Source organism: Marinomonas sp. (genome assembly GCF_039940335.1).
GTDB lineage: Bacteria > Pseudomonadota > Gammaproteobacteria > Pseudomonadales > Marinomonadaceae > Marinomonas.
On sequence record NZ_JBDVGW010000005.1, the window covers coordinates 117,604 to 133,788 of the forward strand.

The 16,185-nt window shown below is 43.8% G+C and carries 15 protein-coding genes; 9 read left to right on the forward strand and 6 right to left on the reverse strand.

Annotated elements, in window-relative coordinates:
* Positions 1-16: 16 nt before the first annotated feature.
* Together aroQ and ABJF92_RS02560 are read right to left on the reverse strand one after the other, a co-directional pair.
* Complete coding sequence (aroQ, locus tag ABJF92_RS02555; protein WP_446814284.1) at positions 17-466, reverse strand: type II 3-dehydroquinate dehydratase; 450 nt, start codon at positions 464-466, stop codon at positions 17-19.
* Positions 467-527: 61 nt separating this feature from the next.
* Entirely contained in the window at positions 528-1,472 is a 945-nt protein-coding gene (locus ABJF92_RS02560) for an AEC family transporter (RefSeq protein WP_446814285.1), read from the reverse strand.
* A gap of 225 nt (positions 1,473-1,697) precedes the next feature.
* Between ABJF92_RS02560 and ABJF92_RS02565 the strand changes: the two genes are divergently transcribed.
* Positions 1,698-2,681, forward strand: coding sequence for an aldo/keto reductase (locus tag ABJF92_RS02565; RefSeq protein WP_446814286.1), 984 nt, complete (start codon positions 1,698-1,700; stop codon positions 2,679-2,681).
* Positions 2,682-2,894: 213 nt separating this feature from the next.
* Entirely contained in the window at positions 2,895-4,196 is a 1,302-nt protein-coding gene (locus tag ABJF92_RS02570) for a methyl-accepting chemotaxis protein (RefSeq protein ID WP_446814287.1), read from the forward strand.
* A 68-nt stretch (positions 4,197-4,264) separates the two neighbouring features.
* On the opposite strand, the gene ABJF92_RS02575 is transcribed toward ABJF92_RS02570, so the two are convergent.
* Together ABJF92_RS02575 and ABJF92_RS02580 are read right to left on the reverse strand one after the other, a co-directional pair.
* Positions 4,265-4,744 carry a redoxin family protein gene (locus ABJF92_RS02575; RefSeq protein ID WP_446814288.1) on the reverse strand — a complete coding sequence of 160 codons (480 nt, stop codon included), beginning with the start codon at positions 4,742-4,744 and terminating at the stop codon, positions 4,265-4,267.
* Positions 4,745-4,827: 83 nt separating this feature from the next.
* The gene (locus ABJF92_RS02580) at positions 4,828-6,801 is read right to left on the reverse strand and encodes a methyl-accepting chemotaxis protein (RefSeq protein ID WP_446814289.1); all 1,974 of its coding nucleotides are present in this window, start codon (positions 6,799-6,801) and stop codon (positions 4,828-4,830) included.
* A gap of 295 nt (positions 6,802-7,096) precedes the next feature.
* On the opposite strand from ABJF92_RS02580, the gene ABJF92_RS02585 reads away from it, so the two are divergent.
* From ABJF92_RS02585 to ABJF92_RS02595, 3 genes are all read left to right on the forward strand, one after another.
* The gene (locus ABJF92_RS02585; protein WP_446814290.1) at positions 7,097-8,506 is read left to right on the forward strand and encodes an aminotransferase-like domain-containing protein; all 1,410 of its coding nucleotides are present in this window, start codon (positions 7,097-7,099) and stop codon (positions 8,504-8,506) included.
* A gap of 239 nt (positions 8,507-8,745) precedes the next feature.
* Positions 8,746-9,156 (forward strand): energy transducer TonB, encoded by a 411-nt coding sequence (locus ABJF92_RS02590; protein ID WP_446814291.1) that lies wholly within the window; start codon positions 8,746-8,748, stop codon positions 9,154-9,156.
* A gap of 18 nt (positions 9,157-9,174) precedes the next feature.
* On the forward strand, positions 9,175-9,690 hold the full coding sequence (locus ABJF92_RS02595) for a DUF501 domain-containing protein (protein ID WP_446814292.1): 516 nt from the start codon (positions 9,175-9,177) through the stop codon (positions 9,688-9,690).
* A 51-nt stretch (positions 9,691-9,741) separates the two neighbouring features.
* On the opposite strand, the gene ABJF92_RS02600 is transcribed toward ABJF92_RS02595, so the two are convergent.
* Together ABJF92_RS02600 and glpK are read right to left on the reverse strand one after the other, a co-directional pair.
* Positions 9,742-10,032 carry a hypothetical protein gene (locus ABJF92_RS02600; protein ID WP_446814293.1) on the reverse strand — a complete coding sequence of 97 codons (291 nt, stop codon included), beginning with the start codon at positions 10,030-10,032 and terminating at the stop codon, positions 9,742-9,744.
* 76 nt (positions 10,033-10,108) lie between these two features.
* Positions 10,109-11,593: a glycerol kinase GlpK gene (gene glpK / locus ABJF92_RS02605; protein WP_446814294.1), complete on the reverse strand. Its 1,485-nt coding sequence runs from the start codon at positions 11,591-11,593 to the stop codon at positions 10,109-10,111.
* A 146-nt stretch (positions 11,594-11,739) separates the two neighbouring features.
* Between glpK and ABJF92_RS02610 the strand changes: the two genes are divergently transcribed.
* The 4 genes from ABJF92_RS02610 (at position 11,740) to ABJF92_RS02625 (ending at position 15,978) form a co-directional block, all read left to right on the forward strand.
* Positions 11,740-12,510 (forward strand): DeoR/GlpR family transcriptional regulator, encoded by a 771-nt coding sequence (locus ABJF92_RS02610; RefSeq protein ID WP_446814295.1) that lies wholly within the window; start codon positions 11,740-11,742, stop codon positions 12,508-12,510.
* Between the two features lie 171 nt (positions 12,511-12,681).
* Positions 12,682-14,169 carry a glycerol-3-phosphate dehydrogenase gene (gene glpD, locus ABJF92_RS02615; RefSeq protein WP_446814296.1) on the forward strand — a complete coding sequence of 496 codons (1,488 nt, stop codon included), beginning with the start codon at positions 12,682-12,684 and terminating at the stop codon, positions 14,167-14,169.
* Positions 14,170-14,265: 96 nt separating this feature from the next.
* Positions 14,266-15,036 carry a TSUP family transporter gene (locus ABJF92_RS02620; RefSeq protein WP_446814297.1) on the forward strand — a complete coding sequence of 257 codons (771 nt, stop codon included), beginning with the start codon at positions 14,266-14,268 and terminating at the stop codon, positions 15,034-15,036.
* A gap of 141 nt (positions 15,037-15,177) precedes the next feature.
* Positions 15,178-15,978: a 2-oxoadipate dioxygenase/decarboxylase family protein gene (locus tag ABJF92_RS02625; RefSeq protein WP_446814298.1), complete on the forward strand. Its 801-nt coding sequence runs from the start codon at positions 15,178-15,180 to the stop codon at positions 15,976-15,978.
* The last annotated feature ends 207 nt before the right edge of the window (positions 15,979-16,185 follow it).

Genomic DNA, 16,185 nt, shown 5'->3' on the forward strand with positions numbered 1-16,185 from the left:
AGGAAGCAAGAAGGTATCAGCTAGTTTTGTGGATAAGACCTTGGATACCAAGTACATAGCCTTGTATGCCCATTCCCACCACAATCCCCGCCGCCACAGGCGAGATATAAGAATGATGACGAAACGCTTCACGGGTATGTACGTTGGAAATATGCACTTCGATAACCGGCACCTCAGCCCCTTTTATCGCGTCATGCAGCGCTACTGAGGTATGAGTGTATGCGCCCGGATTAAAGACAACACCGAGCATTTCACCCGCTTTGATACGCTGCCCTGCTTCATGTATGGCATCGATCAGCGCACCCTCATGGTTTGACTGACGGCACTCAACTTCATGGCCGTAGCGTTGTGCTTCTGCAGCGCACATGGCTTCTACATCCGCTAAAGTTTCGTGGCCATATTGCTCCGGCTCTCGACTCCCTAGTAGATTAAGGTTAGGGCCGTTTAGCACCATGATCTTCGACATTCAACACTCCTCAATTGCTTTGTACTGTCCCATTTGGGCGTAATGATAATGACCCGATAGTCTATACCAAAAAACTTAACATTACGCTCAGGGTAAAAAATGACAACACTGTTGTCACTAATAAGGCACTGGCACAGAAACCTTTCTCTCCATACTCACCAAAAATGATTGGGTAGGAAGTGAACATAGGCATAGCCGCCAGTATCACCACCGCGAGTTTTAAGTCTTGGTGCATGTTCGGGGTGAATACTAACAAGAGTGATGCAATTAGCGGAAACAGCATGAGTTTCACCACGGCCACCAAACCAATTTGGCTTAACTGCCCACGAATGGAAACCCCCACCAAGGAGCCGCCTATAACGATCAGAGCCGTAGCGGCTGCCGCACCGCCTAACAAAGTAAAACTCTGCTGCATGAACGCTGGCAACTGCCAGCCTAACAAAGAGCAAACCAACCCGCTTACCACAGATAAGAGTAATGGATTTGTCACTAGACGTTTCGCCACCACGGCCATAACCCCAGCACCAGAGTTCTGGCCATTCGCTTGACTTTGCCCTTTCATGGTTTCCACGAAAAATAGGTAAATAGGTAAAAACACCACATTCTCGACAATTAAAGCCATCGCAAAAGCTTGAGTCGGAGCGTGCTCAAAAGACTGAATAAGAACAGGCAAGCCAATGAAAGCGCTATTTGGCATACTACCACCTACACCTCGTACGCCAGATAAATCCCAGGGCTGTCGGAAGACAAAGCGAGCGATTAAAACGGTGATGCTAAAGGCCAGCAGTCCACCTACGGCGTACACAAAAATATAATCCAGATCGACTAGGTCACGGATATTCATACTGGAAAGCTTGGTAAAAATAAGTGCAGGCAAGGCTAGGTAAAGAATAAAACGACTTAAAGAAGGCAAGGCTTGGGGCGCTAAGAAACCATGACGTACAGCTAAAAAACCTAACAATATTACAAAGAAAATAGGGGCAGTAATGGTTAACATAGCTTCCATGGAAGAATACCCTTGCTAAAAAGCACTATACAGTTGCAATGAAGTTTTAACTAAAAACTGTTAACAAAAAAGAGATGTCGGATAGAGAAAATTTACAGATCCGAATATTCTATTTTGTCATACTAATAGAAACTAAAATAAGACTCAATCTTAAAAAACACCGGCTAAGTGTTTAATCTAGCAATACTTTTACATGAATCTTCTTAAATAAAGGAAGCGGACAAGATGTCACAAAATAACCCATTTAACTTACCATTTATAGGTTTAGGGTGCATGAATGTGTCCCATGCTTACGGGGAGCCATTAGCTGACGCCGAAGCTATAACACTTATCCAACGCGCGGTGGATATGGGCTATCAACATTTTGATACCGCAACCCTTTATGGTGGTGGTAATAATGAAAAGGTTGTCGGCGCAGCACTAAAGCCCAGTCGAGAATCAGTCTTCTTAGCCAGTAAATGCGGAATGGAAAACCTCAATGGCAAAAGGCAAATTAATGGCCGACCAGACAACTTACGACGCCAATGTGAAGGCAGCTTAAGACGTCTACAAACAGATCATATAGATCTCTATTATCTTCATCGCATGGACAAAGATGTCCCCATTGAAGAAAGTGTCGGTGCCCTTGGTGACCTAGTAAAAGAAGGCAAAATCGGTGCGGTGGGATTATCCGAAGTATCTGCCCCAACCCTTATCAGAGCACACAAAGAGTTTACCATCAGTGCCCTACAATCTGAGTACTCACTATGGACTCGAAACCCCGAAATAGCAGTACTTAACGCCTGCCAACAGCTTGACGTTATGTTTGTTGCTTTTAGCCCATTAGGGCGAGGTTTTTTAAGCAACCAATTGAGAGAATTAAATCAATTGGAGCGCTCGGATATGCGTCACGCCATGCCTAGGTTTTCTCCAGAAAATTTTGAGCAGAACCTACCTTTGTTAAACACTTTGCAATCCATGTCCGCAGAACTGGCCTGCACGCCGGCTCAGCTAGCTTTAGCTTGGTTAAGCTCAAAAGGTGAACATATTCGAGTCATTCCAGGCAGCCGGTCTTTACCCCACATGGAAGAAAATTTAGCTGCTAAAAGCATTTCCTTAACATCCCAGCAACTAGATTTACTAGACAATGATATAAATCAAAATAATATTTACGGTGCGCGGTACAATCAAGAGCAGCAACAAGATATTGATACAGAAGAATTTAATTGATAGTTAAAAGAACCTATATGTTGCATTCGATATATATAAATTAAATATATGCGAGACTGCTCTACTATTCCTTATTTTATGAACATTGATGATAAAAAACCAACGCATTGGTTACATAAACTTACACTATTAATCTTTGTTTACATCTATATTATTTAGACTAAAATGTAAGGATATTCCTACAGCAATTTCATCACTTTTAGAAGGTTGACTATGTTCTTTAGAAAACGCCCAGATATAGAAGCAGAAGCAAAAAACGATACGTTTCTAGAAGACAGCGCCTTTATTCAAGCAATGAATAAGTTTTGTGCCACCATCAGTTTTTTACCCGATGGCACCATCCTTGACGCCAATGAACACTTTCTTAAAGCCTCCGGTTATACCCTTTCTGAAATACAAGGCAAGAAGCATGTGATTTTCTGCCCGGTAGAAGTGGCACAAAGCACAGAGTATAAAAACTTCTGGCCTCAATTAGCCGCAGGTAAAAGTCATCAAGGCACATTCCAACGTGAACGCAAAGACGGCTCTGATTTATGGCTGGAAGCGACTTACTTCCCTGTTGAAAGAGACGGTAAAATCGTAAAAGTGGTTAAAATTGCAGCGGATGTTACTGAAGCTAAAGAAATGTCCGATCGGCAACAGGCCGTGTATTCGGCCATTGACCGCTCTGCCGCTACCATCGAGTTTTTCCCTGACGGCACGATCATTACTGCCAATGATAACTTCCTGGAGACCATGGGCTATGCCCTAAAAGATATTGCCGGACAACATCACCGTAAGTTCTGTACCGAAGAGTTTTATCAAGAGAATCCAAATTTTTGGCAGTATCTTGAAGAAGGCCATTTTGTGGCAGGGCAATTCGAACGTATAAACAAGCATGGTCGTAGAGTTTGGCTTGAAGCCAGCTACAACCCAGTTTTCCATGAAGGCAAAGTGGTCAAAATACTAAAAGTTGCTTCGGATATAAGTCAGCGCATTGAAGAGAAGCACGCGATACAAGACGCGGCTGAAGTTGCTCACACCACTTCTCTTAAAACCGCTCAAGTATCTGAAAGTGGAGCCGAAATTCTACGAAGAACAGTTGCGACATCAGACCAAATTGTTGAAGACGTTAGCTCATCCACTCACTTGATCGAGCAGTTACATCAGCAATCAGAAAACATTGCCAAAATTGTCACGACGATTGGCTCCATTGCAGACCAAACAAACCTGCTTGCTCTCAACGCTGCGATTGAAGCAGCCAGAGCTGGCGAACATGGTCGTGGCTTTGCGGTCGTCGCAGATGAAGTTCGTACTCTAGCGGCGCGCACCAGTACTTCTACCGTTGAAATTGAAGATATGGTTGCCCAGAATAGTGAGCTGACTCGTAAAGCTAAAGCAAGCATGGATAAAGTAAGTGAACGATCTAGTGAAAATGCTCAGTTAATCAATGAGGCTTCTGGTCTGATCGATGAGATCTTACAGGGCGCTGAACACGTAACGTCCACTGTCACTAAATTACTACACAATAAATAATTCCTTTACCCCACAAAAAAGGCGCTCTAATAAATCTAGAGCGCCTTTTTTATTCGCTTTAAAATAGTCTACAACTGAGATAAAACATACTCTGCTGAGCTAACTTTATATTCGCCAGGCTCATCTAACCATAGCTGCTGCACAATACCGTTATTGACCAGCATAGCGTACCTCAGGCTACGAACGCCCATTTTCGCGGCTGAAATATCTAATTCAAGACCAAGAGAGCAAGTCAGTTCTGCTAATCCGTCTGATGCCATGATAAGGTGCTCAGCGTTATGTGCCTGCCCCCACGCATGAACAACAAACACGTCATTGACTGTCAGGCAGACAATGTCATCAACCCCTTTCTCTTTAATCGCATCATAGTGCACCACATAACCCGGTAAGTGACTGGCACTACAGGTTGGTGTAAATGCTCCTGGCACAGCAAACATGAGCACTGTTTTGCCGCTAAAAAATTCAGTGACATCAAGGGTTTCAGGACCTTCTTCACCCATGACTTGGAACTGCCCATTTGGCAACATATCACCGATTTGAATCGACATTTTTATCTCCTAGCAACTAAGTTGCGCTTATCTTACAACAAAGTCAGCGCTAAGGTTGAATGCTTTTAACCGTGACACGCGTTCTAAACCGTAAACTGTTGCAGCAATGCCTTTTGACGATCCGAGAGTGAAGAAAGCTCTGTGCTCCCTGTTTCACTTTGCGCCGCACTTTGCGAGACTTTTTCAGACATATCTGCGATATTATGAATACTGCGATTGATTTCCTGTGCTACAGCAGATTGCTGACCTGCGGCGGTTGAAATCTGTGTACTTAAATGACGTATTTCTTCCATACACGTTTGCAGTTCGGTTAATGACTCACCCACTGAGCGAACATCTTCCACACTAGTGTGAGCACTCTCACAGCTGCTTTGCATACTTAGCACTGTTTCTTTGACACCTTTTTGTAGCTGTGTAATAACGCCCTGAATTTCTTCAGTTGAATCATGGGTACGGTTTGCCAACGTTCTCACTTCATCGGCGACCACGGCAAAGCCTCGGCCTTGCTCTCCCGCTCGAGCGGCTTCTATCGCTGCGTTCAAAGCCAGTAAATTGGTCTGCTCGGCTATGCCTTGAATCACTTCTAGAATTCGTCCGATGCTTTGCGAGTATTCATCCAACTGATTAACAACTTGGGCAGATTGCTCGATGTTTTTCACTAAGCTTTCTACCTCTGCAATATTACGTTGCATTTTTTGTCGGTTATCCATCGCACGTTGATCAAGGTCTTGAATCTGGTAGAAAGTAATCTCAGTATTTTTCTCCACCTCTTGCACTGTCGCCACCATTTCTGTCATTGCCGAAGCAACACTGGTCGTTTGATCATTTTGCAACGACATTTGTAATTTTGAGTCAGCAGCCAAACTAAGATTAGACTGGGCTGCACTGGCCACATCGTTAGCTGCTTGATCTATGTTCTTAATGACTTCTTGTAGGTTGCTTACTAGCTGATTGACCCAACGAGACAATTCGCCAAACTCGTCGTTACTGGTCACTTCACTACGACGAGTAAAGTTGCCTTTAGAGATATCCCCTAGCACCAACATAATTTCAGCCAAAGGTTTACGTATACTTTTACTCACCCACAACGCCACTAATACTGCAATCAAAATAGAAATACCAGAGACAACAGCCATCATCACCATTGAAAATCTAGCGACATCATTCGCTTCGTTTTTTGCTTGATTGCGCATCACCGTTGTTTCTGTGAGCAATAATGCGGTGTTGTCCACCACCACTTGCATACTACTCGCTAAGTTTTTAGCTAATACTTCAGCGCTAGCGGTCAAACTTATGTATTCATAATATTCAGCAACAACGCCTTCTGGAGAGACAACACCCTGCTCTACTTCTGCAATCAATTCGTTTATGTTGTCATCATTTACATATGACTGCTTGGACTTGATACTCGAGATAGTCGAGGCCATCTGTGATCGGAAGGATTCGAGTGACTCAAGTTCGTTTTGGTCAAAGTAATCATTCACCGTAACGGCTAAACTTTCCATTTGGCTAAGCATGTAGGAGGCCGCAAATTGGATTTCAGAAGTATCCCCTCCCTCCACGAGAAACCCTAAATCCTCAACCGAAAAATTTAGCGCGTCTTTTAAATCCAATTTCTCGTTAACAATTTTGTTTTGTAATTCCAGCATTCTTTTATGGTTTACAAAAGCAACACTACTGCTTTCAAAAAAAGCATTCGCTTGACCATCAATGTTTGTAAGAGAGTTCAACATCTCTGGTTGATTCTGAACCAGAGACATTAGCGTTTTAAATGCACTTTCATATTCTTCACGGTGATGGGTAAAATTCTCCTCCAAACTTGCCAAAGAGTCTGGGGATTTACTCAATAAATATTGCATCATTGAAGTATTGAGAAAGGCCAACTCATCACTCACATAATTACTGGTACTCACAATATCGGTGACTTCGCCCGTCACGACATTAAGTCGAGACTCGAGTTTCGCAATACCTGAAAAACCAGATGCAGCAAGCACTAGCAAGAGCAGCAATAGCACACCAAAACCCAGAACAATTCGCTGTATGACAGACAATGACATATTCCAATAACCTTTAGAGAAAGTGTTCTGTATTGACACTAAGTCACTACCACTATACAAACCCTGTATTAAAAAGTAGTGTCATTACAGATAATAAAAAAACCAAGGCGTTCTCCGAATGCCCTCAGTTTTTAGCGATTGGTCGAACTGTAAGGGTTATTTGCACGAAATTCATGCGCCCATACTTAATATCGACCATTTGGTTAACCATATAAGCACAAAGCATACCGATTTCATTCGAAGGGTCAATCTGGTAAATTAATCATCAACACTTTTGAGCTCAATGATGAAACATATGGACGCGCCCCTTTACGAGAAAATCGCCAATACAATTGAACAGCAAGTTCAGGAAGGCATTTTCCCCGCGGGTGCGAAAATCCCTTCCGTTCGAAAATCCAGTAAGCAAATGGAAGTCAGTGTTGCGACAGTCCTACAAGCTTATAGCTTGCTTGAGGATCGCGGAATTATTAAAGCGCGACCTCAAAAGGGCTATTTTGTCCAAGAGCATTACTTAACAAAATCTCCTGTCGCGCCTGACATCTCCCAAAAAGACACCAGCACCCATGCCCTACTAAGCCGATTGCTACACGCCTCTCAAGATGAAGACATCATCCAATTTGGAGCGGCGATTCCTAACAGCCAATTCCTACCGATCCGACAGCTACAACGTTCTGTGGGGCGATTAATGCGTTTAGAGCCAGAAATTTGTGCTGCTTATGAGTTTACACCCGGTTCGTTAAGTTTGCGTCGACAAATTGCCATTCGCATGCTCGATGCCGGCTGCCAGCTACAGCCTGATGATATTGTCATTACTCTTGGCTGCCAGAATGCTTTAATTCTTGCATTACAGGCGGTTGTTCAGGCGGGTGATACGATTGCTATTGAAAGCCCAACTTACCATGGCATATTGCAAGCGGTAGAAGTGCTTAACCTGAACGTGATTGAAATACCTTGTGACAGTGAGCATGGAATAGATTTAGAGCTGTTGAATGACACGGTTCATAACCAATCCATTAAAGCTTGTATCGTTACACCAAATAATCAGAATCCGACGGGAGCCACCCTCTCTTCAGCCAATCGAAAACGCTTACTAGAATGCGCTGACCAGCATAATTTCATGATTATTGAAGATGATGTTTATGGGGAACTTGGGTATTTCGCTAAACGTGAAAGAGCACTAAAAGCCGATGATAATCTCGGAAGAGTTATCTATTGCAGCTCCTTTTCGAAAAGTATTGCGCCGGGATTCCGCATTGGATGGATCATAGGTGGTGCCTTACACACTAAAATCAATCATTTAGCCTATGCTCAATCTCTGGCGATCCCGACTCTTACTCAAACTGCTATTGCAAACTTTCTAGAAAATGGTGCATACGATAGGCATTTGCGCAAAACTAGACAAACCTACCAAGAGAATCTACTACACTGTCAGCAGCTAATACAGCAACACTTCCCTGAAGGCACACAGGTCTCTAGCCCGAAAGGCGGCTTCTTACTTTGGGTGACTCTACCTAAGGAAATAGATGCTATGCAGGTGCACGCCCAAGCCCTAGAAAACAGCATAGGCATATTACCCGGCTTGGCCTTTAGCATGAGTGCTGAATTCAAACATCACTTTCGACTCAATTACGCATTGAGCTGGGATAACTACTCTGATGCCGCCCTGCGTATGCTGGGTAAACTTTGTTACCAGCAACTCAGTTGAGCCTAAATATCCCGAATAATTTACTTTATTCTCTATATATCGAGCAATTTTAGCTTGTCATTAGCAATACAATTAAAGACCGAGCGCTATATAAGCGAAATCTATAAAAATCATGACGACTAGGTCAAATTTCATCTGTACAGGCAGAACAAAAAGCGTACAATCGCTCATTCTTTTTTAAACCTTGTGCCGTACTGGCCGATAAATTAATTGTCTAGAATAAAAATTGGCTTGTTTCGATGGAATTTGTTGCACACCCAAATGAACTTCCTTTAAAGCTCACCACCATTGAGGATCAACACTTTCCTCCATGTAATAGTGAACGAACTGGATTTGCAGGCATTACCTACTTAACCTCATGCGCTTTTGACAGTGGCGCTTGTGTTGAAGTGACTCTAGAAGAAATTGACCCTAATTTCTGTGTCTGTGGACGAGTTGCCTGGTGTAATCAAGAAGAAGGCGGTTATCTGATTGCCATCGAATTCCCCACCCAAGAAGCCTGTTATTCCGTACGCATGGTAGAGCAGCTATCCCAGATAGAGCACTATCGACGCCGAGCTAAAAATGAAGGTCGCCGTCTTAATTATAATGAAGCCGCCGCCGAATGGATTCAAAAATTCGCCGCACAGTTCCCAGCATTCACCCTATAAAAAGCACACAATACCCACATGACCCAAACAATTTCTCAAGGTGATATAGATATCATCACGTCACAGCTTGGCCGCACCCCTAGTGGTATCAGTGCTATTGCTCATTATTCTCCTAATGGCATTCCTCAAGTTCTAGAAATGGAAACTTGGGTATTTAATCAGCCCTTTCCAACCCTATATTGGTTATCAAGCAAAGCCATTGATAAAGCACTAGCAAAGATTGAAAGCCAAGGCGTTGTGAAAGAGCTAGAACAGCGCATTAAAGACGATGAAGACTTAAGAGAAGCCCATCACAACGCTCATCGCGACTATATCGCACGCCGTTGGGATGTGATGCAGCCTGAGCATAAGGCGATTATTGAAGAGAAAGGCTTTAAGCCTTTGTTTGAAAAGTTAGGCATAGGTGGCATTGCTAACTGGGATCAAGTACGTTGCCTACACATGCAATATGCTCATCACCTTGCTGGCGATAATGTCATTGGTCGCATTTTAGATGAAGAGTATGGCATACGTGCCATTGCCGACGCAGAGTAACATTTTTAAAAGAAGAAAGACAGGATAAGAACGTCTAGTACAACTGTCTTTCTATTTTGTTTTTTCTAGGTAAGCGCGCAATGTTTCAGGCTTTTTAACCTTATGAAGAACCAAGCGGATTTTATTAAAAGCGGCTTGAGCCACTTCTGGTCGCTGTGCGTACGTAGTGAGCGCACCACCTGTCCAGCCAGCCAGTTTAACCATTTCATTTTTGTAGTTATTTCCATTAACTCCGTGACCACCTAAAGCCATCAAGGCATCTTCAATTTCTAAGTAGCTGGGACGTTCGCCACCAAACTTCATAAAGTCATCTTGTTGTACTTCTGCAAACTGTTTGGACATTAATCGAGCCTTCTAAGAATCAATGGGCAAATGAAGTAAACTTCATTTAAACCCATTAAGCCTTCCTGAATCAATACTAGTTACGAGTTCTTACACGCTCTACCGCGTTTTGCCAGCCTTGATATAAACGCTCGCTTGTCGCGCTATCAATTTCTGGCTCGAAGGTTTTATTAGCCTTCCAGAAGTCAGCAACTTCGTCTAGAGACTGGTAAATACCACACTTTAGTCCTGCCAAGAAAGCCACACCAAGTGCGGTGGTTTCTGTAATTTCAGGACGTTCCACACGAATATCAAGAATATCACTTAGGAATTGCACAACAAGATCGTTCACCACCATACCACCGTCAACGCGCAATGAATGGAACACAGCACCATCTTGTTGCATCGCCCCCACCAAATCTTTACTTTGATAACAAACAGAACGTAGTCCGGCACTGACAATGTCTTCCACACTGGTATCACGCGTTAAACCTATCATGGCACCTCGGGCATCCGGGTCCCAATAAGGCGCTCCAAGTCCAGTAAAAGCAGGCACCAAATATACTGAAGCATCATTTTTCGCTTGCATGGCAAGGCGTTGAGTTTCTTTGGCATCCGTAAAGAGTTTTAAACCGTCTCTGAGCCATTGAATAGCGGCCCCGGCCACAAAAATACTGCCCTCAAGCGCATAGGTGACCTCACCATTAATACGGTAACCTACTGTGGTTAGCAATTTATGCTGTGAAGTGATGGCCTTGTTACCAGTATTTAGGATCATAAAACAGCCCGTACCATAGGTGCTTTTGATCATGCCGGGTTTGAAGCAAGCTTGGCCCACTAATGCTGCCTGCTGATCTCCAGCAATACCATTCACCGGAATCTCAGCACCTAACCACTGAGCATCAATTACCCCAAAGTCATCACTACAATCCATGACTTCTGGCCACTGAACATCAGTAATACCCAAAATATCAATAAGTTGCTGATCCCATTCTTGGGTATGGATATTAAACGCCATGGTTCGTGCAGCGTTGGTTGCATCAGTTTTATAAGATTGGCCGTTCGTTAAACGCCATAGCAAGAAGGTATCGACGGTGCCAAACGCCAGACGTCCTGCTTGAGCTTTCTCTTTCGCCCCTTCCACATTGTCCAGCACCCAACGGATCTTGGTAGCCGAAAAGTAAGGGTCAATTAATAGACCCGTTTTTGCTTGCACCATCTCAGAGTAACCGTGGTCATGCAAAGACTGGCAGAATTCACTGGTTCGTCGGTCTTGCCAAACAATCGCATTGTAAACAGCTTCGCCTGTTTCTGTGTCCCACAAGATGGTTGTTTCACGTTGGTTAGTGATGCCGATACTGGCTACCGATTTGGCATCAATACCTGTATCCTTTAATACTGAACGGCACACAGCAATGGTAGAAGACCAGATGTCTTCTGGGTTATGTTCAACCCAACCATCATTAGGAAATATTTGCGGAAATTCTTGCTGGGATTGCCCTAGGCGAGCACCTTTTTCATCGAATAAAATAGCCCGTGAACTGGTCGTTCCTTGATCTATTGCAAGAATATATTGAGTCATGTGGAATTCTCTTTGATGTTGTTGGCACTCGAAAACGAGTCGCCTATTATTATTTTTGAACTTCAATATTCAAAATCGAATGTTCCATATTAAAAACCAATGCCTACACCTTTAGCAAGCATAAACATTTTGGAGTCGTAAAACCTATGGGACAACTCACTCGCCAAGAGCAAATAGTCATTCTTGTTAAGAACACCGGTTATATTAGTATTGACCAGCTTGCTGAGCACTTTGCGGTGACACCGCAAACCATACGTCGTGACATAAATGTATTAGCCAAAGCAAACAAGATTCGCCGACATCATGGCGGTGCGAGCTACGACTCCAGCACCACCAATGTTTCCTATGCTACCCGTCAGATTTTGCAGCTTTCCGCCAAGCAACAAATCGCCAAGCGAATTGCCGAACAGATCCCCAATAACGCCTCACTATTCATCAATATTGGTACCACCACAGAGACAGTGGCTAGAGCATTATTAAACCACCAAGGTCTTCAAGTCATCACCAACAATCTTAATGTAGCGACTATTCTAAGCGGTAAAGAAGACTTTAACGTGATTATTGCTGGAGGCGCTATCCGCTCTCGTGATGGTGGAATCATGGGGGAAGCCACTATTGATTTCATTAACCAATTTCGCGTCGACTACGGCATCATTGGTATTAGTGGTATCGACCCAAATGATGGCTCTTTGCTGGATTACGACTACCAAGAAGTGCGTGTTGCCCAAAGCATTATTTCCAATTCGCGCACGGTTTTCTTAGCCGCTGACAGTGAAAAATTTGGCCGCAATGCGGTGGTGCGTTTAGGTAATCTTACTCAGGTGGACCGCCTTTTCACTGACCTAACGCCCCCTAAAGCCATTATCAACCTCATGTCTGAGCATCAGGTTCACCTAGAACTTTGTAAAACCAAATAGTTTTTCCCGCCGTCATCACCTCCAGATTGCACACTTTGATCTGGAAGGTGTGCATAGTTTTTCAACAATTTTTCCGTTCATCTAGGTTGCCAGCGGCATTTTATAAGTTTAATATCGAACAATAATGTTCACTTTCGAACATACTGATATTCATTACTTATGGGGAATAGCATGGCAAACTCGCATTTTGATCTATTTGTTGTCGGTGGCGGCATTAATGGCACAGGTATCGCTGCCGATGCCGCAGGACGCGGATTGCATGTAGGCCTGTGTGAAATGGGAGATTTGGCTCAAGCAACGTCCTCTTCTAGCAGTAAGCTGATTCATGGTGGTCTACGTTACCTAGAACATTATGAATTCCGCTTAGTAAAAGAAGCCTTAACAGAGCGCGAAGTGCTGTTAAAAGTGGCGCCTCATTTGGTGACGCCGATGCGTTTTCAAATGCCTCATCGCCCACACCTACGCCCTGCTTGGTTAATTCGTATTGGGCTTTTCCTTTACGACAATCTAGGTAAGCGCGACACGCTATTAGGTTCCCATAAAGTGAAATATGGTGCGGACAGCCCATTAAAATCCGATATTACCCAAGGCTTTGAATATTCAGACTGTTGGGTAGATGACGCTCGCTTAGTGGTAACAAATGCCCTAAGCGCACAGCAAAACAAAGCTGAAATTTACGCTCGTACCCGTTGTACTGGCGCTAAACGTGTCGATGGCCAATGGCAAATTAGTCTAGAAAATCAAATCAGCCAAGAAACTACGACGATTACAGCGAAGGCACTCGTTAATGCGGCGGGTCCTTGGGTGTCTTCATTCATCGAAACCAAGCTTGAGAAAAAAGCACCCTATGGTATTCGTATGATTAAAGGTAGCCATATTGTGGTACCTAGAATTCATCAGTTCTCTAATGCCTTTATCATGCAAAACACGGATAAGCGTATCGTTTTTGCTATTCCTTACCGTGACAACTACACCCTACTTGGCACGACGGATGTTGAGTACAAAGGCAACCCTAGCGATGTAGAAATCTCAGATGAAGAAACCAACTACATACTTAATGTTGCCAACGATCACTTTAAAAAGGATCTCTCCACAGATGATGTGATTTGGCACTATTCTGGTGTCCGCCCATTATTGGAAGATGAGTCAAATGACCCTTCTGCTGTGACTCGTGATTACACTCTGCATTTGGAAGACGATAATAGCCAAGCGCCGCTATTAAGTATTTTTGGTGGCAAGATCACGACTTATCGAAAATTAGCCCTGTCCGCTATGGGTAAGTTAACACCTTACTTTGATCAGCTTGGGCCAGAATGGACCCACAGCCAACCCTTACCAGGCGGTAACTTGGGCATGTCCCTGGAAGCATTTACTTTATCACTTCAGCAGAGCTACCCATTTATCGGTTCGCATTTGGCGAAGCGCTTTGCCAATAGTTATGGAGATCGAAGCCACCTAATCTTGGAAGGCAAAACAGACTTAACCGAACTTGGTGAGCACTTTGGCGCAGATCTGTATCAAGTGGAAGTGGATTACCTACTAGAGAAAGAGTGGGCTTACACCAGTGAAGATATTTTATGGCGCCGCAGTAAACTTGGGCTGGAGTTCAACCCAGACCAAGTGACACGACTCAGCGACTATATCGCCGCCGCTAAATAAACTAATTACTACTCCTGCCTAGCCCACTTAAGACATTGTCTAAGTGGGCTTTTTTTGATCTACTAAGGTACTAAAGATTCTTCTGCCGAGATCAAAATGGACTTTTTGTTTGCTGACATTTCCCTCTGGGTATACCTAGCCTTATTCTGTGTTGCCCTAGTCGCAGGTATTATTGACGCCATCGCAGGCGGCGGTGGTTTGATCACCGTCCCCGCGCTGCTCGCAGCAGGACTATCACCTGCAGAAGCCCTAGCAACCAATAAACTGCAAGGTTGTGCTGGCACCCTATCTTCCTCTTTTCATTTCGTTCGTAAAGGTCATGTCAAACTAGCCGACATGATATTGCCAATTGCCATGACGGCGATTGGTAGCGCCTTAGGCACAATATTGGTGTCTTATATTGACAGCCGATTACTTATTCAAGCGGTGCCAATTGTCCTTATAGCAGTGGCTATATTTTTTCTCTTTTTGCCAAAAGTTCAGCCTCTCATTGCCAGTAAGGTAGCCCTATCTCAAACCCAATTTGCTTTTATCATCGGCACCAGCATTGGTTTTTACGATGGTTTGATTGGTCCTGGCACAGGCGCTTTCTTCTCAACCGCGTATTTATGTTTCATGGGCTTATCCATTATTTCTGCAACGGCACACACCAAGGTGCTAAACGCCACCAGCAACCTAGCCTCTCTTATTATGTTTGCGTTTACTGGACATATTGTGTGGATGCTAGGGATCGCCATGGGCATAGGTCAGTGGATCGGTGCTCAAATCGGCTCACAGTTAGTGATCACAAAAGGTTCTAAGTTGATTCGCCCTCTGGTGATTTTTATGTGTTTAGCCATGTCAATCAAGCTCTTAATGGACGCCTAACACGCTCTCATTGGTGTTTAGCTCACACCTTTGTTCATAAGAGTTTTGCGCATAACCATGTGCGTTTTCATCCTTTGTAAAATCCATAGCATCTGTACTAGAGTGGTGCTTATCGCTCATTGACCTAAATTGGAAAGCCCTATGCATCAGACAGAATTTTTTTCGGCTTTATGGCAGCAATACACCCAAGTCACGCCACAAGCCCAGCGTATTCAAGCTCTATTTGAACAGCAGGGAGAGTCTGTCCTAAATGACCATGTTGCCTTTCGTACCTTTAATCAGTCACCTATTTCCTTGGAAATACTGGAAGGACAACTGATCGTATTAGGCTATATTGCCTACGGTGCTTTCCGTTTCGAAACAAAGCACTTGCGCGCTCGCTGTTATAAGCATCAAACAGATAATAAAGCGCCTAAAATTTTTCTCTCGGAACTCTTGGTAGAAGAATTACCTCAAGATTGCCAAGACATCATTCAAACCCTAATCGCGCAGATCCCCGCTGATGTCGTAAAAACACCGGCTATTTTCTGGGCGGGATTATTGTGGAAAAAACTAACTGAACAAGATTATCTGACGCTGACAAAACACTCTGAGTATGCCGCTTGGTTATCCACCATGGGATTGCAAGCCAACCACTTTACCGTCAGCATTAACCATCTGAAGAATGTCACGAGCATTCAACAAGTAAACCAATTGTTGCTAGATGAAGGTTATGTACTTAATCAGGTGGGCGGTTTAGTTAAAGGCTCTCCTGAGTCCTGTTTGGAACAATCTTCTACCTTAGCCGACAAAATCGATTACGTATTTAGTGACGGAAAAAGTCGAGAGATTCCTAGCTGTTTTTACGAGTTTGCTCGTCGTCATCTTCAAGCAGATGGAAGCCTATTCGACAGCTTTATTGAGGGTAATGCCGACAAAATTTTCGATTCGACAAACTCCTAACTAAACCACTACACAGAGCCTCTTTTTGAAGTGTGCCCTGTGTATTTTCTGCTATTCCCTCCTCCCACTCCGTTTTTTGTAACTCATTGGAACCTCTTCACTATTGAAGCTAGCGAGGAAGGTAAAACTCTCTGGCAAGAAACCTCTTATAAGTGCTTTGAAGGCCCTCTGAACTATGTACCGATTCCGTTCGGCGTGTATAATGCT